18 protein-coding genes are annotated in these 21,389 nt (G+C 44.8%); 4 read left to right on the top strand and 14 right to left on the bottom strand.

Annotation, left to right across the window (positions count from 1 at the left end; genetic code table 11):
• Positions 1 to 35 precede the first annotated feature (35 nt).
• Positions 36 to 377, bottom strand: coding sequence for a DUF3889 domain-containing protein (locus AC0VYE_RS16090; protein WP_475449111.1), 342 nt, complete (start codon positions 375 to 377; stop codon positions 36 to 38).
• 158 nt (positions 378 to 535) lie between these two features.
• Between AC0VYE_RS16090 and AC0VYE_RS16085 the strand changes: the two genes are divergently transcribed.
• Positions 536 to 1,039, top strand: coding sequence for a hypothetical protein (locus tag AC0VYE_RS16085; protein WP_076269251.1), 504 nt, complete (start codon positions 536 to 538; stop codon positions 1,037 to 1,039).
• 71 nt (positions 1,040 to 1,110) lie between these two features.
• Here AC0VYE_RS16085 and AC0VYE_RS16080 read toward each other — a convergent pair whose 3' ends face one another.
• The 8 genes from AC0VYE_RS16080 to lepB all read right to left on the bottom strand — a co-directional run bounded on the left by AC0VYE_RS16080 (position 1,111) and on the right by lepB (position 13,209).
• Positions 1,111 to 2,691 carry a SagB family peptide dehydrogenase gene (locus AC0VYE_RS16080; RefSeq protein WP_475449109.1) on the bottom strand — a complete coding sequence of 527 codons (1,581 nt, stop codon included), beginning with the start codon at positions 2,689 to 2,691 and terminating at the stop codon, positions 1,111 to 1,113.
• A gap of 56 nt (positions 2,692 to 2,747) precedes the next feature.
• Positions 2,748 to 4,688, bottom strand: coding sequence for a TOMM precursor leader peptide-binding protein (locus tag AC0VYE_RS16075; RefSeq protein ID WP_475449107.1), 1,941 nt, complete (start codon positions 4,686 to 4,688; stop codon positions 2,748 to 2,750).
• The gene (locus AC0VYE_RS16070) at positions 4,685 to 6,622 is read right to left on the bottom strand and encodes a putative thiazole-containing bacteriocin maturation protein (RefSeq protein WP_475449105.1); all 1,938 of its coding nucleotides are present in this window, start codon (positions 6,620 to 6,622) and stop codon (positions 4,685 to 4,687) included. Before AC0VYE_RS16070 ends, AC0VYE_RS16075 begins: the two co-directional genes overlap by 4 nt.
• Positions 6,623 to 6,793: 171 nt before the next feature.
• Positions 6,794 to 6,988 carry a hypothetical protein gene (locus AC0VYE_RS16065; RefSeq protein ID WP_475449590.1) on the bottom strand — a complete coding sequence of 65 codons (195 nt, stop codon included), beginning with the start codon at positions 6,986 to 6,988 and terminating at the stop codon, positions 6,794 to 6,796.
• Positions 6,989 to 7,293: 305 nt separating this feature from the next.
• The gene (locus AC0VYE_RS16060) at positions 7,294 to 10,323 is read right to left on the bottom strand and encodes an efflux RND transporter permease subunit (protein WP_076269247.1); all 3,030 of its coding nucleotides are present in this window, start codon (positions 10,321 to 10,323) and stop codon (positions 7,294 to 7,296) included.
• A 24-nt stretch (positions 10,324 to 10,347) separates the two neighbouring features.
• Positions 10,348 to 11,037 carry a response regulator transcription factor gene (locus tag AC0VYE_RS16055; RefSeq protein WP_076269246.1) on the bottom strand — a complete coding sequence of 230 codons (690 nt, stop codon included), beginning with the start codon at positions 11,035 to 11,037 and terminating at the stop codon, positions 10,348 to 10,350.
• Positions 11,015 to 12,493: a sensor histidine kinase gene (locus AC0VYE_RS16050; RefSeq protein WP_076269245.1), complete on the bottom strand. Its 1,479-nt coding sequence runs from the start codon at positions 12,491 to 12,493 to the stop codon at positions 11,015 to 11,017. Before AC0VYE_RS16050 ends, AC0VYE_RS16055 begins: the two co-directional genes overlap by 23 nt.
• Positions 12,494 to 12,666: 173 nt before the next feature.
• Positions 12,667 to 13,209: a signal peptidase I gene (gene lepB, locus AC0VYE_RS16045; RefSeq protein ID WP_339209012.1), complete on the bottom strand. Its 543-nt coding sequence runs from the start codon at positions 13,207 to 13,209 to the stop codon at positions 12,667 to 12,669.
• Between the two features lie 165 nt (positions 13,210 to 13,374).
• Between lepB and AC0VYE_RS16040 the strand changes: the two genes are divergently transcribed.
• Together AC0VYE_RS16040 and AC0VYE_RS16035 are read left to right on the top strand one after the other, a co-directional pair.
• Complete coding sequence (locus AC0VYE_RS16040; RefSeq protein WP_076269243.1) at positions 13,375 to 14,586, top strand: MFS transporter; 1,212 nt, start codon at positions 13,375 to 13,377, stop codon at positions 14,584 to 14,586.
• A complete protein-coding gene (locus AC0VYE_RS16035) occupies positions 14,583 to 15,182 on the top strand; it encodes an HAD family hydrolase (RefSeq protein WP_475449101.1) in 600 nt (199 codons plus the stop codon). The genes AC0VYE_RS16040 and AC0VYE_RS16035 overlap by 4 nt, the downstream gene beginning before the upstream one ends.
• On the opposite strand, the gene AC0VYE_RS16030 is transcribed toward AC0VYE_RS16035, so the two are convergent.
• Together AC0VYE_RS16030 and AC0VYE_RS16025 are read right to left on the bottom strand one after the other, a co-directional pair.
• Positions 15,156 to 16,931 carry an ATP-binding cassette domain-containing protein gene (locus AC0VYE_RS16030; RefSeq protein WP_475449099.1) on the bottom strand — a complete coding sequence of 592 codons (1,776 nt, stop codon included), beginning with the start codon at positions 16,929 to 16,931 and terminating at the stop codon, positions 15,156 to 15,158. The two genes, AC0VYE_RS16035 and AC0VYE_RS16030, sit on opposite strands and share 27 nt — an antisense overlap.
• Positions 16,921 to 17,772, bottom strand: a complete 852-nt coding sequence (locus AC0VYE_RS16025) for an ATP-binding cassette domain-containing protein (protein WP_475449097.1) — start codon at positions 17,770 to 17,772, stop codon at positions 16,921 to 16,923. The genes AC0VYE_RS16030 and AC0VYE_RS16025 overlap by 11 nt, the downstream gene beginning before the upstream one ends.
• Positions 17,773 to 17,894: 122 nt before the next feature.
• On the opposite strand from AC0VYE_RS16025, the gene AC0VYE_RS16020 reads away from it, so the two are divergent.
• On the top strand, positions 17,895 to 18,509 hold the full coding sequence (locus AC0VYE_RS16020) for a biotin transporter BioY (protein WP_475449095.1): 615 nt from the start codon (positions 17,895 to 17,897) through the stop codon (positions 18,507 to 18,509).
• 105 nt (positions 18,510 to 18,614) lie between these two features.
• On the opposite strand, the gene AC0VYE_RS16015 is transcribed toward AC0VYE_RS16020, so the two are convergent.
• The 3 genes from AC0VYE_RS16015 to miaB form a co-directional block, all read right to left on the bottom strand.
• The gene (locus AC0VYE_RS16015) at positions 18,615 to 19,133 is read right to left on the bottom strand and encodes a hypothetical protein (protein WP_475449094.1); all 519 of its coding nucleotides are present in this window, start codon (positions 19,131 to 19,133) and stop codon (positions 18,615 to 18,617) included.
• 134 nt (positions 19,134 to 19,267) lie between these two features.
• Positions 19,268 to 19,762 carry a YlbF/YmcA family competence regulator gene (locus AC0VYE_RS16010; RefSeq protein WP_441913137.1) on the bottom strand — a complete coding sequence of 165 codons (495 nt, stop codon included), beginning with the start codon at positions 19,760 to 19,762 and terminating at the stop codon, positions 19,268 to 19,270.
• A 23-nt stretch (positions 19,763 to 19,785) separates the two neighbouring features.
• Positions 19,786 to 21,378 (bottom strand): tRNA (N6-isopentenyl adenosine(37)-C2)-methylthiotransferase MiaB, encoded by a 1,593-nt coding sequence (gene miaB, locus AC0VYE_RS16005; protein WP_475449091.1) that lies wholly within the window; start codon positions 21,376 to 21,378, stop codon positions 19,786 to 19,788.
• Between the last annotated feature and the right edge of the window lie 11 nt (positions 21,379 to 21,389).

The raw sequence follows: 21,389 nt of genomic DNA, 5'->3' as shown, positions 1-21,389 counted from the left end.
CTTATATTACGAAGCTGGCAGCTGTTTTGTTTCAATTAAGTTCCATTCATTAGCTCTTTCAATTCCACATCTATGAGTCTGTCCGTAATCGTGTTTATTCTAATCGTAACGCGAATAGCGAATTGCTTGGCATCTTTATTTAACATTAGAACAAAACTTTCCTCTGACTCTCCATTAGCAAGCTTTTTTCTTCCTTCGTATTTGTAATTGACAATCGAAGCATCCTCGTATGCTTTTGACGTTTCTTGCATGGCCAGCTTTCCCCACTTTGCGTAGGACGGCTCCGCATGCAATTGAACCGCTTCTGTCGCAAACACTTCCGTATGCGTAAAGCTAAGCAGTGCGAACACAGCCTTAATTACAATATTAATTATCATTTTGCAACCACCTATTTCATGGATTGAGATGGTACTAGCGTCACCCTCTTTGCTTCGTCCTATTCTTCACTTCTAAAGGCTGCAGCCCAATTTATAGGGATAAGTGCCCTTTTTTCATTCAAAGCATATTGTAGAGTATGATAAAAAGGAGGCACACCATGATACGCAATCAATCTTATATGCCACAATCGGCTGTTATGCCTGAGTACTATCAACAAATGCAAACAAGTCCTGCCCAGGCCAATGTGGGACCGGAAACTGTGAATGCACAGACGGCTCCCGCTCCAGCTCATTGCTGTGTTGATTTGAGTCTAATGCATCATTATCCGTACATGCACGACTTTCATGACTTTCACCACATGCATCACTTCCATCCCATGATGGATGATTTTCATCCGATGATGGAGGATTTCCACCATATGCATCACTTTCATCACATGATGGATGATTATCATCCCATGATGCATGAGATGTGGGATGAGCATATGCACTACGATCACCATCATCCTCATGATGGATGGGAGCTCTCAACTTTAGATTATCATCATGCTTGGTTCCACCCTATGATGCATCACCATCCGCACCATGTTTGCTTCCCAGTTACATGCCAACCAGCCGGGGAGCATCAGAAGAAAGCGGCAGCCGAGCAGCCAAACGGTTAAAAAAGCAAAACATAAAAAGGGCAGATTGAATGATTGCCATCATTCAATCTGCCCTTTTGTCTCCTCATCAACTATTGCGACAAACTGCCTTCGAGTCGTGAACGAGGTCGACATGGGCCAATAGGGATTTGAATAAGACTCGTTAGTCCATTTGGCGTTAATCCATAAAGCTCATTCATGGAGCTAACATCGAAGCCTAGCAACGGTCGACCTTCCATCCTCAATGCGGAAGCAGCAATCAGCAAACGTTGAACGAGCATTCCCGCTTCCATTTGTTGAATACGATAGCCGCGAAAGCCAAGCTCCTTATGAAAATGCTCCAGATTACCTGCCACATGAAAAGTAAGCGGCACCTGGAATAAATTTACGTTATCCAAAGACATGCCATACTGAAGCCATGGCCTTTGGTCACCCACACGGACAAGCTGCAACGCGTGAGCCGCGTCATCATAGTAATACGCTCCATCTTGAATCCCATCAACACCATAAAAACAGCCATATAAATGGACGCGCGACGATGGACTTCGCACTAAACTATCCAAATCATTACGATACCTATAAGAAATCATGATCTCCTGCAATAGTGCTGCCAAATCTGTTAGACTCACGGTATGCAATACATATTCATTTTCTGGCGAGTAGCGCTGCCTGCATACCGATGCTAAATCATACGTCATTCGATTTACACTCGGTAAAGCAAAAACATCGCTACTGCTGGCTAGTATTTGCTGCGCCTCAAGCAGTTTAAACGCGCGTGCGGATTCCATAATGGAGGCTTCATTTAGCTTAATCAGCAACGGATATTCCAATACCTTTTTTGATCGGATGTAGTGCTCATGTCTAATTAACGGAAGCATACTGCATAATTCATCTGAAGAAATATTTTTTTCAGCGCTATCACCATGGTGGAACCATTCCATATTTGCATCAATCGCAAGAGGAATCACAGCGTAAACACTTTCTTCTGTATCAGGAAGCCCAAGCATATGATTGATGGCACCATCAAGAAACTGAAAGTAAACACCCGCCTCAAAGTCAAAACGTTTCGCTACTTCAAGCAGCTGGCCAACGAGCAAGCCAGCATCTAATCCCTGCAATCGATAAGAGAAGTTATTGTATTTATAAAAGTTTTTCCAAAAAAAAGTAGACACAAATACAGCTCCGAAGCCGTTTGTTATGTCGCACCGATCACCTAACGCATTACTCAAATACCGATCAAATTGGCCTTCACGCAGCAGCACCAAACGATGATGTGCCACATCATAATGATAAATTCCGTTAGGTAATTCTTCCAGCTTCAAATAAAGATATACTTCGCTTGGATACAGCCCTCCGCCTGATGGAACAAAACGTCTACAAAGCTGCAAGGAGTCCTCCCATTCCTCCCCTGTATGTTGTTCAAGAACAGATTGGCTAAGCTGTGTCATCCCGAACGTATACCAAAGAAAATGTCCTATATCCCGTAGCGTTGGCATCGTATGCTCCCGTTTGCCCGTTAAAGTAAGCGGAACATCCGAAGCGAGAGGAAATACCGGTACATGACGATATAATTTGTACGGTAGAGGAGCGTTATCCCAATCGATTTCCACATCTTGAGGTTTGGTTTTGTCTGGATCATATTGCAATTGGTGCAAAAAAGCCTTCAGACTCATATCTCCCCTCCTAAGTGCCAACTCGCCGAGATCCACTGCATGACAGCAGATAGTGCTTATGGAAACGGATGCGGATAAGGATTAAGCAGCTCATGCGTTAACCTCTCCTTGACGTAACCCAGCTCAGCTGGTATTCGCAGCACCCTCTCAAGTCCTCTCAAGCGGACAAGATGTTGACCAAACGTCATCGGGAGCATCCCTGGAATGAGCACCTTTACACAATGGAGCCCATTTCTCAGCGTTTCCTGCGTCGTTTGATCAACAACGATAACTTCTAAATTTAATTCACGGAAAACTTTGAGGAATACGTTTAATTCATCTGTTAAATCCGCATGCTTTGGCCTTGGTTTAAATGCCTCTTCGAATGTACGGAGCGGCCTCTCATTTTGAAGAAGGAAGTTCAACCGTTCCTCAGCTTCCTTCAAGCTGTACAGCATCGAATGATCATCCATTTGCCGTACTAGAAAAGGATCATGAAGCATGCGTTCATACTGCTCACGGTTTTCTTCTAACTTCTCATTAAAAGCGAGCAGCATGCCCGCGATCTCATGGATGGCTCCTTTTGCTGCCCGCACCGGATCGGGATGCGCCCCAGCAGCACAAATCATATTAACGCCATTTTCCGTTCTGTTTTTGGCAAGCACCCATACACTCGGAATGCCATGCTCCATCGTCGAATCGAATAAATGGACATCATATTGGGTGACATCACGTAAACGCTCCACCATTAAGGTTAATTCCAGATCTCCGGAGGAATAAGGATCTATAGGAACTAGCGGAAGCTGTGCATACCAGGTCATGAGAAATGAATCCCGTTCTACTACTTCCAGTATTCCGTAAAAAATAGCTTCCTCCAAGCTGCCTCCTAACGCACAGCCATTTGAGGTTTCGTATACAAATCCATGGCCGCAGCCAGAGCTGTAATAAGCGAGCAGTTCCGGCACGAGAATAGGCTTCTCCTGCAAAAACGAATAACCCCACACCCAATCGATTTTTCTGCTCGGGTCGAATGGTTGAAACGGAAAATCGGGACGCTCATACTGTTCCTTCTCGTGAACGCCTACCCGAACGGGATCAAGAGCAATCTCACTCAAATGCTCATAGCTGTCATGAACCGCCGTCCTCTTTCCTCTAGGCGATATACCGCAATAACGTTCTAAACCCTCTAGTATTGCTGTCATTTCACTGTCTGCAAAAGAATTTGTACGGCCAGCGCAGCCTTCATCTCCCGAAAACATCGGTAAAATAATGCTCGAATCCGCAAATGGCGACATCAGATCAATCATTTTTCCGTTCAAAAACCCTGTGCGATTGTCCAAATAATCATTGGCTAATACAGCTTTCAGCTCACTCATCGAACGAGTTCGATAGCTATTTTCGCTAATTTTTGGGCTTGGATGCAGCTTAATTCGCGAACCTATAGCCGAATCATCAGGTATTTCTCCACAAATCGTACAAAGCGGATCAGGCAAATAAAAATGAACCGAGCTGTTGAGCGTTTGCAAATGTACCAGCTTTACACGATTTTCAAGATGAGCCTTGTTTTTAAGGAGGAATTGTTCAGCTTCAACAGCAATATGATGAGCCACATGCAGAAGAGCGCTTCGAGAAGACCAAATATCCGGATAAACTTCACCGTGCATAAAAAGATGCTGCAGCTCCCACATTTCTTTCCGATCATTTCCAGCCATCAAACGCCGCAGATCAGCGCACTGCGAGCAGCCTGCTGTCCCGGGAATGACAAGCGGACCAATTACGCCCTCACCAAAGGATACAAAGCCGCGCAGCCATGGAGTCCCCGATTGCTTAAACATTTCCTCTGCCATCAGATGAGAAGCTGAATCATAGCCATCACTCAGTACGAGCGCAAGCTCTGCCGTTTCTGGAACACCAAACGACAGATCGCTCACTCGTTCAACCTGACAAAATTCAGATAATAGATCGGTTACGTAATCTGCGAGCAGCCCTTCTCCCACAATTGCCATTTTAGCGCTCACTCTTCTGTCTCCTCTCGGAGCGAGATGCCGAATACTCCCGCTAGCTCCTCATTGAAAAAAGCTTCCGAAGTTAAGTTATACACAAGAAGACGCTTTTGGTTATTTTGTAGATGCATCAATGCATTCTTCAGAACCTCTCGATGTTCAAATGGATCACACTCGGTTATGGAGAGGTTCATCACTTCGTCTTCCTTCACATTTACAGAAGCCAATTGATTTATTTTCCCTTTAAAGAGAGATTCTTTGTTCTGAATGTCCAGCAAAGCGCCCAATAAAACTCTGCGAAGTGCTCTCGTTTCATTTAAATCAACTGCGTGATACCAGCAACCGTTTGTTCTCAGCCATACAACTGGAAAACCAATTACAGTCTCACTGATGCCAAAGGAAGGTGATCCTTGCATCGTGGTTAGCGCATTTATATAGTAACGACATCGTTCATCCTCAATATGACTAAGCTTAATCGGTGTGATCGAAGGAGGTTCTGCTTCGTATAGCCTTATCCATTCTTCGGATAAATACTTTTGCAAAGCGCGGCAGACGCCCTCCTCGATCGTTACCCCTGCTCCTACGCTCATAAGCACAGGCTCTAATGCAGAGCCATTTTCAGACGTCTGGCTGATGAAAATGTTGGCCATACGCGACACATAAGATTCAATTCCAGCTAGCCCCGCTTCTCTGCGTGCCTCCTCATGTCTAATACCGTTGCATATAATTTCCGAGAGCAGCAGCGCTGGGCCTTCTGACAGCGGATCAACGGACTGAACCCGGCATTGCGACAACGGCAGTTGACGCAGCTCTCCTTCCTCCCAAATATGAAAGATGCCCGTCTCCATGGATGTTAACTGACTGAAGAAAGGGAGCAAACCGCTTGGATCACGTTTTCCTGTGCTCTCTTCCGACAGAAGCTCATAATCTTCAACCTTCTTCGCCATTTGTTTTTCATTGACTAACGGATGGGGAAGAAACGGATGCCACTTGCCTTCCAGCGTCTCTAGGTTCAGCAGAAACAGTTTATTATTTTCTAATTTCGTTACACCTGCAGCTGTTTTTAGCCATTCAAAAACGATCACGTTAGCGAGCAGCGATTCCGCGACAGATGAACCAGCATAATCACTTGTTTCCTCATAAATAGAAGCATAATGGACTCTGCGCCTTGCTGATTCCCAGTCACCCTCCGGAATTGAATACGTAAGCGGAACAGCTAAACCTGCCTGACCTAGAATTACAGCCGGCAGCAGCACTTTATTATTTTGTCGACATACTTGGTTAAGAGATTGAAGCTCAGCTTCCCCTTCTGTGTCTGACACATAAAATATTGCATCGTATTGCTGTATTACTAACGACCATTCCACTCCGCCATCCTTCGGCAAGCTGATCTCGTCCACCTTGACCTCTGAATCGAATGGTCTGTAATGGTGTACCAGCTCCGTAATTCGACTAGGTCCCTTCGTTTCCGTGTTCATATTGATGAAGTGAAACTGAGGAAGGCCGGATTCAAGTAATGATTTCACTACTGACACCAAAAAATTCCCGTTCCCAACAACAAGTACGCTGGACTTTCGAAACAGCTCAAAACGGTATGCCCCAGACCCATCAAAGCTGTCCAAAAATTCAATCTGAGCCTCATATTGCTTAACAATATGGCTCGGAAGCTGATGCGGTCTATCCTGACTCACATCTTGGACATAACCATTCGTATACAATACTTTTGCAATCTCATAAACATGATCACGGTATTGATCTGTCAATCCATCCGTTATTTCATGCATCGAATGCTCGCCATTAAACACCGGAATTAATTTCTCTATCCATTGATCAATCGTACTGCCTTCCATCCGAAATGAACCGATATTATTGCGGAAATAGACACTTCCGTCCGAGCTCGGGAGAAAAAAAGTATCTCCTCTCACTTTAAGGCGCATAGAAGGATCCAAAATTCATTCCTCCTTATTTTGAAATCTGGCTTTTCGTAACAAGAGTTCCTCTATAAAGATATGTAAGGCTATTTGTCCGTCATACCTGCACTCGCATAGAAAGACACCCCTGCATCCCGAAAAGCGTTTGCAGGGGTGTCTTGAACCTTCTATTTACATCTCAATAGTTGACTAACGGCAACGGGCACAGCCAGCACAGCGGGCACAGCCGCCTCCGCAGCGAGCACAGCCACCGCATCTTGCACAACCTCCGCAGCCGCCACAGCCGCCGCATGAACAAAAGCCGATACAAAATCCAATACAAAATCCAATACACAACCGAGCATTATTGGGATCCATTTGGCCTTGACTCGCATTCGGCGTCATTCCACTCGATTTAAATGCATCCGTGTTCAAATTTTGAAGATCATTCTTAAATTCATTCATCTTAGTAGCCTCCGTTATATGTTCATGTGATGATCATCGGCATTCACAAAATAGGAAATGAAAATGAGAACAACCCAAACTGGTCATATGCCGATAATCGTTCATGACATATACGTATGAAAAAAGCTCCGCTAGTGTTACTAATCCAATTACCCAGTCGCCCAATATGTAAACGGAACAACTAAAAAAAGAGGCTGTCAACAAGGTCAATGACCTTGTGACAGCCTCTCTGCTATCTCGAATCGTTATGCTTCTTCTGCAGTGCGTGGTTTGCGTTTACGGTTCAAGAACTCATAAACGATAGGTACAATAATGAGCGTGAGCAGTGTTGAGCTCGTTAAGCCGCCAATTACGGTAACCGCCATACCTTTAGAAATCAAACCGCCTGATTCAAATCCAAATGCAAGCGGAAGCAATGCACCAACGGTTGCAATCGCCGTCATTAGAATCGGACGAAGACGTGTACCCGCTGCTTCAATAAGTGATTCGCGGACGGAAAGACCTTCTCTCTCTTTTTGAATAACACGGTCAACAAGGACGATCGCATTTGTAACTACGATACCTATGAGCATCAGGGCACCAATCATTGCGGTAACGCTCAGTGTTTCTCCTGCAATTAACAGTGCTACTAGTGCACCGATAATCGTAAACGGAAGAGAGAACAGAATTGCGAATGGTGTAAGTCCTCCACCAAATGTAATGACAAGCACGAGATAAACGACAGCAATCGCTGCAAGCATTGCTAGGCCTAGCTGCATAAATGACTCATTGATCTGCTCTGTTACTCCGCCCATTTCGATATCGACGCCAGCAGGAAGATCAGTCTCATCAATCATTTTTTGCAATTCTGTCGAAACCTTGCCGACGTCAGATGAAGTTGCATCTGCTGAAACCTCAGCATACATACGACCATCACGTCTTGTTATCGTATTCGGTGATTCACCTTCTTCGATAGTCACGACATCTTTCAAAGCAACTTCAGTACCTAACTGAGTAGTCAACTTCACATTCTCTAGATCTGATTTATTCGTATAGGTTTTAGTATCAACCTTCACATAAACGTTAAATTCCTCGCCATCCACTTCAACTGTCGTCAGAACGGGACGCTCGCGAACCGGACTAAGCGCCATTGCAATCTGGCCTGCTGTTAATCCGTTTTGACTAAGCTTCTCTTGATTAGCTACAAGGCGGTACTGCTCATACGTCTCTGATAAGCTGGAATCAATATTTTTCAAATCCTTATGATCTGCAAGCTTCTTCATAAGGTCATCCACGATCGGTTGGACCGTGTTCATATCCGGACCATACACAAGCATCGATATGCCCGATCCGCCAAGACCTCCGCCTCCGAAGTCCTGCTGTTTCCATTCGCCTTTGCCGCCTAGCTCTTGCAGCATAGGTACAATTTTTTCTTTCTCAGCATTAAAACCAGCATAATCCTCATCATAGCTCAAGTTAAACAACGCTTGTTTTGAAGCTCCAGGACTAAATGGATTTTGGCTGCCAACTGCATATTGCACGACTGAAACACCTTCACGATCGAGCAATTTCTTTTCAGCTTCAAGAGCCATTTTCTCTACCTGTTCACGTGTTTCTCCAGGTGCTGGATTGTAGGAAACAATCATCATTTTCTGTTCGTCGCCTGCGATGAAGCTCGTTCCAATCACTGGGAGCAGGAACAAACTTCCGATCAGTAGAAGTGTTGCTAAACCAAAAGTAACCAATTTATGATCAAGCGACCAGCGAAGTACACCTTTGTACCATTCCGCTAAGCGGCCCGGCTTATCGTGATGCGCCTTGCCAGCTTTCATCCCTTTGCGGAACATCATATGCGCCAGCATTGGAACAACCGTAATGGCAACAAGCAATGATGCTAGTAGAGCAAATACAATCGTTAATGCAAACGGCAGGAACATTTCACCAATCATGCCCGAAACAAGTCCAAGAGGCAGGAATACGGCAATCGTTACGATTGTGGAAGCCAAAATCGGTACGAACATTTCCTTCGTCGCATCAAGAATTAATTCCTTGCCCTTCATCTTCTCTGTAGGGAGCGCCATTCGTCGATATACATTCTCGATAACGACAATCGAGTCATCGATTACCCGCCCAATTGCAACGGTCATCGCACCAAGTGTCATAATGTTCAGTGTAATATCCATCCGGCTCAAAATCAGGAGAGCGATCAGGATGGAAAGTGGAATCGAAACGACAGCAATAATCGTGGAACGAATATCGCGCAAGAATATCATAATGATAATGACAGCGAACAATGCGCCGATTACCGCCTTGCTTAACATCGTGTGAACGGAATCCTCGATCGGCTTGCCTTGATCAAGTGTCGTTACAATAGACAAACCATCATTATTGCCTTCAAGTTCTTTTATTTCTGCTTTAACATTATTAACAACGTCAACCGTATTGGAATCAGCCGCTTTGACGACGTTAAATCCAATGGAGTCTTTGCCATTCGTACGAGAAATAGACTCTGCTTTGCCTACGATGCTTAAATCAGCAACATCGCTAAGCTTAACACCCGGCACGATGACTAAGTTTTTCAAATCACTCTCTGTCGTTATGTTCCCATCAACGACCAGTGCCTTCTCTGTCTCGCCAAATTCATAAATACCTAGCGGTACAGAAATGGCTGACGCTTGGATGATGCCTTTCACCATCTCTTCGGTTAAGCCGATTTGCTTTAGCTTATCCGTTTTGAAGGATAGTTCACCTTCCTTAACATTTTGTCCAGAAACTTGAATGCTCGCTACACCTTCAATGCCTTGAAAGCGCGGCAATACATTTTCTTCGATTTCCTTCGTAAGCTGCTCCAAATTCATCTTTTCATTGGAGATACTCATCGCTAGGACAGGGAATGCATTCAAGCTGATCCGTGAAACGGATGGGGTTTGCGTTCCTGTTGGAAGCTTAATCTCGGAGAGGATATTTTTAACTTCCGCTTCCGCCTTTTCCATATCTGTCTCATAGGAGTACTCAATAACGACAGATGAAGCATTTTCATAGGATGTTGAGCTAATAACTTTAACACCTTTAAGATTGCGAGTCCGCTGCTCAATCGGCTTCGTAATTTTCTCCATTACCTCTTCAGGTGCAGCACCCGGCAATACCGTTGTGACGCTTACGATTGGAACCGTAATATCGGGCAATGTTTCCATTTTCATATTCATTCCTGAATAAAGACCAGCAAATAACACAAGCAGCGTCAAAATCCACAAAGCAAATTTGTTATTAAGCGAAAATCGGATGATGCTCTTCAATCTCTTCCACTCCTCATCTTCTATCTATACTTTAAAACGGTAGCCCACTCCCCAAATTGTTTCTATATATTGAGGTTTGGACGGGTCATGCTCAATTTTCTCACGCAGCCTTCGAATATGAACCGTAACCGTAGCTGCGTCTCCATTTGAATCAAGCCCCCAAATTCGTTCAAACAACTCTTCTTTCTCAAATACGCGATTAGGGTGTGACGCTAAAAGCAGAAGAAGCTCATATTCCTTTGAAGTAAGCATCGCTTCCTGCTCATGAATCATGACTCTTCGTGAAGGTTTATCGATAAACAATCCGCGTATGCGAATATGCTCGCCTCGCTCCCCTTTGTCAGCTGTCAAACGCTCGTAACGAGCCAAATGAGCTTTCACGCGTGCTACCAGCTCACTTGGACTGAAGGGCTTGGTCATATAATCGTCAGCGCCAAGTCCTAATCCTCGTATTTTATCAATATCCTCTTTTTTCGCGGTTACCATCAGCACTGGAATATTGATCGTTTGTCTAATTTGTCGACAAATTTCAAAGCCGTCGATTTTGGGGAGCATTACATCCAAAATGATAAGATCAAACTTTCCTTCGAGCGCTTTTTCAAGCCCTATATCACCTCTCCCTTCAATTTGAACGTTAAAACCGTAACTTTCCAAGTAATCTCGTTCCAACTCGGCAATGGCTTTCTCATCTTCAATAATTAGTATGCTCTTCATGACCACCCACCGTTTTGACGGATACTGACTTAGGCAATTTCAGACAGAACAACGCACCTCCATGCTCTGCATTTTCCGCCCAGACCGTACCGCCGTGCCCTTCAATAATTTGTTTGACGATTGCAAGACCGAGACCACTTCCACCTGTCTCTAAATTGCGTGATTGCTCCGCGCGATAGAAACGATCGAAGATATAAGGCAAATCATCCTTCTCAATGCCGGGACCTGAATCCTCAATTTCAATCAGAGCGTGCTCCTCCAGTTCTGTTACTCGAACAACGATGTTATGTTTTTCGAGACCAGTAGATTGTCCCATATACTTGACACAATTGTTCAGTATATTAGTTAAAACACGGCTTAGCTTGTCAGGATCGGCTGCGATCATCAGCGGATCAGAACCATGCTCGATATAATGCAATCCTACCCCTGATTTTTCCAGATCAAACCGCTGCTCATCCAAAAAATATTCCAAGTAACGTTTAATGTCCATCACTTTAAAATCAAAGGCAACCGTTTGAAGATCAAGCTTCGAGAATAGGAACAGCTCATCAATTAATTGATCCATATCTGTAGCTTTACGATAAATCGTCTCCATGTAGCGCTTCCGCTTCTCATCCGTGTTCGCAATGCCGTCCATGATCCCTTCAACATACCCTTTAATCGCAGATATTGGCGTTTTCAAATCATGTGAGATGTGCGAGAGCAGCATTTTTCGGTTTTCCTCATACTGAAGGCTTTGATCAATCGACTGCTTCAATCTTACCCTCATATCCTCAAACGCGATGCTTAGCTGTCCGATTTCACCCTTCGTCGTGGCCTCAACCTTGTGCGACAAATCGCCATCCTTAATTTGCAGAGCTGCGGCTTCTAGTTTCTTAATGGGACGAATGATGCTGCGTGATACAAAGTAAGTAAGCAGCAAGCTCGTTAATCCAATAAAAGCTAAACTGAAAGCTGTGCCGACCGGTCTCCAATAGATAGGAACCGTATCATTTCGCCGGAACAGAACCGCACGACCTTCTCCTCCATCAGGATAAATAAAATCGACGGTACTCGTTTCGAATCGAAATGAATTAAATGCAACCTTCAAAGGCGGCTCGTCCAATAATTGCTGCCAATCCGCATGAACAGCTGTCTGCTCCAAGAAAGGCGCTACAGAAGTAATCTTCCCATCCCTGGAAATAAGAAGTCCAGCCCATAGCTTGCCTAATCGCTCTTGAATTTCGGCTACGTATTCCTTCTTCTCGAGCTCGCCGGAATCGTTGCGAAGCACGTAGGATAATTCGCCATACACCAAGGCTTGAAGATAAGGCTCTCTGTTCTCATTTTCATAATAATGGCGAACATCCTCAACTCCGCGAGCATAAAAGATAAATATCATAAAAGCACTCATTAATATGATCGGTACAAAAATCATCGCCAAGTATGACATATACAGCTTTACTCGAATGGACAATCCTGTTCACGCCTCGCTGCTGCTTTTTTGTTAAGTATGTGTCTGTCGTTGTTTCTATGGTTAATCATAACGGCTATTTCTAAACGAATTTGTAACCATTTCTTACAAAAGTATTACGTTTGATGATGTTGTTCATTTAATTAATGACGTTTTTATTTAATGATATAAAATAATTATTCGCTTAATGTACCGAACTTAGGCAGCGGCCATATCCGGAATACGGCTTTTCCTTCGATGCTGGATCTAGCAATTGGACCAAGTTCACGGCTATCCATACTATGCTCGCGATTGTCACCCATAACAAACAGCTGTCCTTCTTTAACTGTAAAAGGCACTGAAACACTGCCAGCTACGGTCTGACCCTTAACATATTGCTCTTCGATTTTTTCGCCATTCAAATATACTTCCCCGTTTTGTATATCAACCACGTCGCCAGGCAAGCCTACGACACGTTTAATTAAACGCAAATCGCTCTCTGGCCCGCTAATAATAACGATGTCGCCGTGACGAGGTTCATGAAGCCGGTAAGACCATTTGTCTTCGATTAATCGTTGTCCAGCGACCAGTGTATTTTGCATAGATACATTATGTACTTCCGATTGAGCATAGACATAGTTTTGGAACAGCAGCGCTACAACAACGGCAATACCAAGTGAGACGACCCATTCTCTTACTTCTTTCATCCAGCTTTTTGTTTTGCGTTTTTCTGTTTGCATGAACATTCTCCTCATCAGTTAGTGTTTTTTTCTTGTAATAATAATCATAGTTGTCTGCTTAATACGTTTTTTGCTGTACAAAGTTTTCATTATAACGTCCAAAATAGGAAGTGACAACCGAACCAGACTTGCGATAAAGTGAAAGCGAAGGGGGCTTCCACAACGATGAATCAAATCTCTGGAGCACAAAGATTGCTTTTTACTACTATAACCATTTTATATTGGACTTCCATGTATGTATATGTCCCTACGCTTTCACCTTACCTTAGTGATCGGGGATTGTCCTTGCCTTTTATCGGCATCGTGCTTGGAAGCTATGGTTTTGTCCAAATGTTCGTAAGATTTCCGCTTGGCATTTTGTCAGATCGTTTCGGAAAGCGCAAGCCTTTCATCCTATTAGGAATGTTAACCGCAGCAATAAGCTGCTTGCTGTTCCTCATCCCTGATTCATGGGTATGGCCGCTTGCTGGCAGATTGATGGCAGGCGTTTGCGCATCTACTTGGGTCGCGTTCACTGTGCTTTACGCCAGCTATTTTGGAGCCGGGCAGACAGGTCGTGCTATGGGCAATATAAGCGTGATGACGGTATCCGGACAAATGATTGGCATGCTCTTTAGCGGATGGTTAACGGATGGTTTTAGCTCAAGTGCTCCATTTATTGTAGGCGCTGTCATTGCTGTCCTTGGTCTAGTGCTTGCTTTCATGCTGAAAGAGCCCCGCTCGGAGCTGAAGGAACAGCCAGGAATGTCGTTTGCCATGATCAAAAATGTGGTAAAAACTAAAACATTGCTGCAGGTTTCTTTGTTGTCCATCCTTGCTCATGGCATTCTTTTTATAACGATGTTCGGATTTACACCTCTCAAAGCACAAGAAATGGGTGCAGACGGTCTGAAGCTCACCTTGCTCGTATTTTCTTTTATGCTCCCCCATGCTTTTGCCTCACTCGTTACAGCGAGGTGGTTTACGCCTAAATTCGGCTATTGGGGTACGATTGGCACTGGCTTTATATTGAGTACCATTTGTACAGGAGCTATGGTGTTTGCGGATTCTTTTGGCGTTCTTGTCGCAACGCAGGCGATTAATGGTTTTGCGCAAGGCTTACATATGCCGCTTTTGCTGGGACTGGCGATTCGAGATGTCGAGCTTCCTGGCCGTGCAACAGCAATGGGCTTATATCAAGCGCTATATGCCATTGGAATGTTCTCTGGACCTTTCCTTGCTGGATGGTTAAATGAAAGCTGGGGCTTGAACGGAGGTTTCCTATTTGGCTCGCTGCTTGGAGCTGTCGCATTTGCACTTGTAATCAAGTGGGCGATGTCAGATCGCAAAGCTAAGTTTGCCGCGCGCACGAATCATGCAGAGGAGGTAAGCGGATGATTAAGCCGCAGCTCGTTCTCGATATTGGAGGCGTGCTGGCGACAAACCTGTCGCCGCTCTTCTGGCAGCTGCTAGCTGCGGAAGCGATCGTTTCTGAAGAACAACTTTACTCCGAATATAAACAGCAAATTAGCGAGCGGTTATGGACAGGCCAAATAACAGAGAAACAATTTTGGAGCTGGATTGCTGAATATACGCCAAACTTAACTAGTGCGCAAACCAGAAGTTTTATCGATAGATGCCTACTGCCGCTCCCTGCCCTTGCAGAAATCGGTAATTGGAATGCTGTTGCTGATATTCATGTGTTAAGCAATCATTTACCTGCATGGGTTGAACCCATCATTACACCTATCAAGCCTTATTTGAAAAGTATTACGATCTCAAGCGAAGCAGCACTCCAAAAACCTCATCCGGCTATTTTTGACAAAGTAAATGAACAGCTGCCGCCTGACAGCTTTGTTTTATTTGTTGATGATCATCCTAAAAACACAAAGCAAGCAGCACTGCACGGATGGCATACGCTGCTTGCTGATGAAGATGGACGTTGGATTTCACAGGTTATCCCTCTTTTAAAACAATACAGCAATAAGAAATAGAAATGAGCCTGCTGCTGCTGCAATACTCATTAAACGAGCATCTGCTCGTCCGAAGCGAAGCCGAAAGCTATACGTCGGCTTTCGCTTCGCATAACCAAAGCCGCGTGCTTCAAGCGCATCCGCCATTTGCTCCGCAAGACGCAATATTGAACGTACGTAGGGAATCAGAATCGGTAGAAGCCTTTTCATCGGTACCGTCTTAAGAGGCGTAACTGCCTTTCCTCTCGCATGAGCCAGCTTCGCAAACCGTTCCCATTCTCCTGTGAGTAAAGGAATAAACCGAAAAATAAGAGTGACGATGATTGCAAAGGAATGAATGGGCACCTTCAGTCTCTCTAGGAAACCAAAGGTTTGCTCAAGCGAGCGCTGAAGTCGTAAAGGCGTCATCAGCTTTAGCATTGGCAGGCCTAAAAGCATAATTAACAAAAGCTTGCCTAATCGGATAACTATTGGCCAAACCTTGTCCAAATCAAAGGAAAGCGGACGAATGCCAATGCCTGCTATTACGCAAAAAATAATAATCATAATGGCATACGCGCGAATGACTCGTCTCCAAGGCCAAATAAGTGTTCGAAACGGAATTAAAAGCAATATCGTTGAAACAGCTGCGACCGTTAGCTCCAATGCTGTTTTTTGCGCAAAAATGCTCGCAGATAGAAATAAATAAACGAGTATAAGCGCACGAGGATCAAAATAATTTGAACGAAGCAAAACCGATGGTTTGGCGGCTCCTAATTGAGAAACCTCTGTTAACGTTTTTTCAGCGAGTTTACCTTTTGGTTCTTCTTTTGAAAACGTGTTTGGCTTGTTGTGCTCAGTATCTATGCTGCTTGCTAAAGCATTTGTTAAAACAACGCCTGCTGCTCCTGATTTCTGGCTGTCTCGACTCGCGAGTGCAATTGAAATCGCCGCAGCGAGCTCTTGCGGCGCCGGCCAAGGCGCCTCATCCGCGTCTGCGCGCTGGATGAACTGCTCCAGCGGCATAGCCGCTTCCTCGCGCAGCGCGTCCAGCGCGCGAAGCGCCTGCGGCGCAGAGGCGGCATGCGCTATCGCCGCCGCCTTAGCCGCTGCGCGGACCGTGCCGCCGTCAACAACGGCGACCGCGTCCGCCAGCGGCAGCAGCGCGTCGAGGTCGTGCGTTGCCACGACCGCTCCGCACCCCGCCGCCCTGTGCGCTTCCAGCACCGCGCACAAGCGGCGAATACCGCCGGCGTCTAACCCCGCCGTCGGCTCATCCAGCAGCAGCCAATCCGGCTCACACGCCAATAAGCAGGCGAGTGACAGCCGTCGCTGCTGACCGCCGCTGAGCGTCCATGGATCTCGCTCCAACAGCTCCACTGGAAGCCCTACTCTCGCAAGAGCTTCCGCGATTCTCTCCTCGATTATGGATGAATCGAGCGTATATGGCTTAAGAGAATAAACCATTTCTTCTCGTACAGATGACGCAAACCACTGTGACTCCGCATTTTGCATCGATATGCCAAGCTTAAGCACCACTTCTGGATTTAGACGGCTGCGGCGGCCATTCTCCATCCATAGCTGATCGGTGCCAAGCTCAATATTTCCGCTTTGAATCGATCGTATGCCCGCCAATGTCTCAAGCAGCGTTGACTTACCAGCACCATTTCGCCCGATTAAAAGTGTGATTTCACCTGCTTTAAAGGACGTATGTACTTCTTTTAGCAGCTGTTTTTCATTGTCATTCTCCGCGTGCACGCTAACGCCGTTTAACTGCCAGTCAGCGCCCATATTGCTTCACCGCCTCTGCCAGCATAGTTGCTGTGAACGGAAAAGGAGAAAGCTTCACACCCTGCTCCTCTAACTCCCATGCCACCTGAGCACAATAAGGAGCCTCCAAACCAAGCTGCTCACAAAAACTATCCCTTGCTCCCGCAGCCGATCTAGCAAACCATTCTTCTACCCCGCCATCGTACATAATCGTACCGGCATTCATCGCAACGATTCGATCTCCCGCCTGCAGCTCCTCCAGCTTCTGCGTAATCCAAATGACCGTAATTCCGGCTTGCTGCAAACTTCTCGTTTGCTCCAGCACAGAGATGGCTGCTTCTGGATCCAGCATCGCTGTTACCTCATCAAGCACAAGCATTGGCGCTTTTAGTGCCAAACACCCAGCTATCGCAACGAGCTGCTTCTGCCCTCCGGATAGGGTTTCAATCGGTTGATGCATTCGCTCACCCATGCCTACTCTTTGCAGCGCGTGTTCGGCTTCAGATCGAATACTAGCCGCTTCCTGCTCATTCTGCTCCAGCATGACAATAATATCCTCGAGCGGCGTTGCCCCGATCATCGCTGCCTCAGGCTGCTGCATAACAATTGGAATCGGCTTCCCCTTTGCAGCAGTATGAAAGTTCCTTAAGACTTGACCGCTGACGCCTGCTACCCGAAAACCAGCAGCTACTTTCGCAACTGTGCTTTTCCCGCTTCCATTGCAGCCAAGCAGAGTAATCCATTCTCCCTCTTTTATAACAAGCGAAATATCTCTTATTATTGGTTTCCGTTTTTGTCCTTCACCTATTGCTGGAGGCGTAACGGTAACCTGCTTCAATTGTACCTGAATGCTCTGACTCAAAAAATTTCACCCAACCTCTTCCCGAAAACGATAGGCTATGCTACAATTCGATTTGTTAACCTGTTTTAAATATAAATGGTTAACAATATTATCGCAAGTACATAAAGGAGACTAGCATCATTATGCAAACCAGCAACATTCGCTCACTCGTCTTTATTTCTTTGTTCGCAGCTTTGTTTATCGTCATGAGCTCTTTGACAATTAAGTTCGGCGGCTCATTCGTCCCGATTACTCTTCAAACCTTAGCTGTTGGATTAGCCGGTCTCTTTCTAACGCCGCGCAACGCTTTCCTCAGCATATTTATCGTCATTTTGCTTGCTGCTATCGGCCTGCCGCTATTTAGCGGGCAAGGCGGTATCCCTCATCTTACAGGACCTACTGGCGGCTTTATATTCGCCTTCCCGTTCTGTTCGCTATTGGTTAGCCTAGCGATTGGCGGATTTCTACGCAGTAACACGTCCAAAGGAAATAAAGCCTTAGCTTTTATTGTTTTTTTCATCATTTTCGAGCTATTCAGCTCCATCACCTCATACATTCCAGGCATTCCATGGCTTATGAATTCTCTGGACCTTTCGTTCCAGAAAGCGATGACGGTCGGATTCTATCCGTTCATTATCGGTGATGCACTAAAATCATTGGCAGGCGCTATTTTAGCAACCTCTTTAACACCTTACATTGTCCACATACGCTCGTCAACCGTAAGAAACAGCGAAGAGAAAACGACATTTAACGTTTAAAACCGCTGCGCTATGAAAGCAAAAAACCGCTTTTTCCGATTATACATTTTGAATCGGAATAAAGCGGTTTTTGTTTTAGACATCTACTTTGAAATGCCTCGCGAGTTACTTTCCTAAAGTTCTTAAAATGTTCCCGCGATATTCAGTATCCTTTTCTTTCAATTCAAAAACCTTATTCTGTACCGATATATTCATATATATTTCGCAATACAAATCAAGCTCATTATTATCATCGAAAAAGACCTTAAATTTAATATCTTCATTTGCAATATTTCTAGGGTCACCCTCTAGTGCAAAACATGTAAATGAGATTTCATCATCACACTTTAACTCTCCCTCATAGCCATAAAGCTCCAACAAAGCCTTAATGAACGCATCTGATTCTTTACCAATTGATTTAAGCGTTATTCCTTCAAAATAAAATGCCTCTTGATTGATTTCTCCCTGATTCCATCCAGGAATCATATCATTATTTATTAGCACTTCAAAGCCAACAATTTCATTTCCATATTGACCATGCACAAGAAAATAATTTCGATGATTTATCTCATGACTTTCAATGATGTCAAATTCTAAATCTTGAAAATCTTCTTCAGTGTTTTGGTTTATTTGTCTATACTTCATTTGGATTAATCCCTTCCGCCAGTTATGTTAATTTGAAAAAAGTAACATTTCATATGTAAAAATGAAAGCCGCATGTCTGCATCCCAAAAAAGGAGCTGCAAAACATACGGCTTATAACGCTGGTCTAGCTTATTTTAGTCGCTGCACTCTTCAGGAGCTGGCTCTGACGCATCCTCAACGTTGATTTTCTCAGACACAGTATCACGGATGATCGAAATAACGAGCTGAAGCAAATAATTGATGTCGCTTTGACTTTGTTGGAACTCGGACACGATAGGAATGCCGTCAAGCTCGTCCTGCAGCTCTTCCATTTCGCCTTCGATCTTTTTAACCATGTCTGCATTTTTGAAAGTGGTTTCGAAAGCAACAACTTCCTTTTGTTTTTTCTTAATTTTTGTAATCAACTGCTGCACACGCTCATTGCCGTTAATTTGCAGCTCTGCGCGGCGGTAGTGCTGTACTTCCTCAGAAGTAAAGATGAGATTCGCTAATTCTTTTGCTTTTTTCGAAATATCTTCGCGAACGATGAGATCCCGAGTATGGAAACTTGGAATTCCACAGCCCTCGCCATGCTCATGATCATGGTCACATTGCTCTGCTTGATTTTCTGCTGTATGCTGCTCTGCCATTTGTCATCTCTCCTATTTTACCGTTAGCTAACGGCTTCTTGTGCATCCTGTTCTATACTTTCGGCTTTGATATACCAAGTTTGCGCCTCGGTAACCTTAGCCATAATAAACTGGCCAACCCATTCCTTTGGACCTTCCAAATGAACTAATTTATTCGTACGCGTCCGTCCGGAAAGGACATTAGCGTTGTTTTTGCTTTCGCCTTCAATGAGAACCTCGACAATTTCACCGCGAAGCTGCTCATTCTTTTCTCTCGCATTTGCAGCTAGCTGTGCATTGAGACGCTGTAAACGAGCTTTTTTCACCTCTAGCGGAACATTATCTTCCATACTAGCGGCAGGTGTACCCTCACGCGGAGAATAAAGGAAAGTATAAGCCGAATCAAAGCCAACTTCTTTCACCAGCGTCATCGTATCCTCAAACTGCTCGTCTGTTTCACCAGGGAAACCGACGATTATATCTGAAGTGAGCATCGCGCCCGGTATTGCTTTTTTAATTTTAGCAACCAGCTCTAGATACATCTCGCGAGTATACTTGCGGCTCATTCGTTTCAATATTTCGGTGCTGCCGGACTGAACAGGCAAATGAATATGCTCAACCAAATTGCCGCCTGTTCCAAGCACCTCAATCAAATGATCGTCAAAATCACGCGGATGGCTCGTCATAAAGCGGATACGCGGAATGTCAATTTTGGACATATCATGCATCAGATCGCCAAAGCGATAGTTGATGTCTTCAAAATCCTTGCCGTAAGCATTAACATTTTGCCCAAGCAATGTAATTTCTTTAAATCCTCGTCTAGCTAAGTCGCGCACTTCAGCAATGACATCTTCTGGACGTCTGCTGCGCTCTTTCCCGCGTGTATATGGCACGATGCAATACGTACAAAACTTATCGCATCCGTACATAATATTAACCCAAGCGCGCATTCCTTCGCGTTTCTTAGGCATATTTTCGATAATATCGCCTTCCTTGGACCATACCTCAACGACCAGTTCCTTACTGAAATAAGCATTTTGCAGCAAGTACGGAAGTCTATGAATGTTATGCGTACCAAAGATCATATCTACAAAAGAATGCTTTTGCAAAATACGTCCTACAACCGATTCTTCCTGCGACATACAGCCGCAAACACCTAACAGCAAATCCGGTTTCTCCGTCTTCAGCGCTTTCAAATGGCCAAGCTCGCCAAACACTTTATCTTCGGCATTCTCACGAATGGCACATGTATTAAGTAAGATTACATCTGCAAGATTTCGATCCTCCGTAGCTGTATAACCCATTTCTTCGAACATGCCCTTCATGACTTCGGTGTCATGCTCGTTCATTTGGCAGCCATACGTTTGGATTAAATAAAACTTACCTATACCCATCGATCGAAGCTCAGCAGGAATCGCAAAGTCATAATGCACCTCGATATCCTCTTTGCCACGCTTCTTCTCATCCTTGTGATTGGGAGCAGAGTTGATTTGTATATTCCGACCTTTAATTCGAACGGTAGTCATGCCATCTTCTTCTCGTAAAATCTTTGCATCCGAAAAATCGAAATACTTGGAGTAGTCCTTAACACCCGTGCCAGATTTTAAGTCTGGTGTGCTTTTGGTCTCCTTCGTCATGGGGATTCACT

This window comes from Pristimantibacillus sp. Z349TD_6, assembly GCF_056173205.1.
This window is presented reverse-complemented; position numbering and strand designations above follow the sequence as displayed.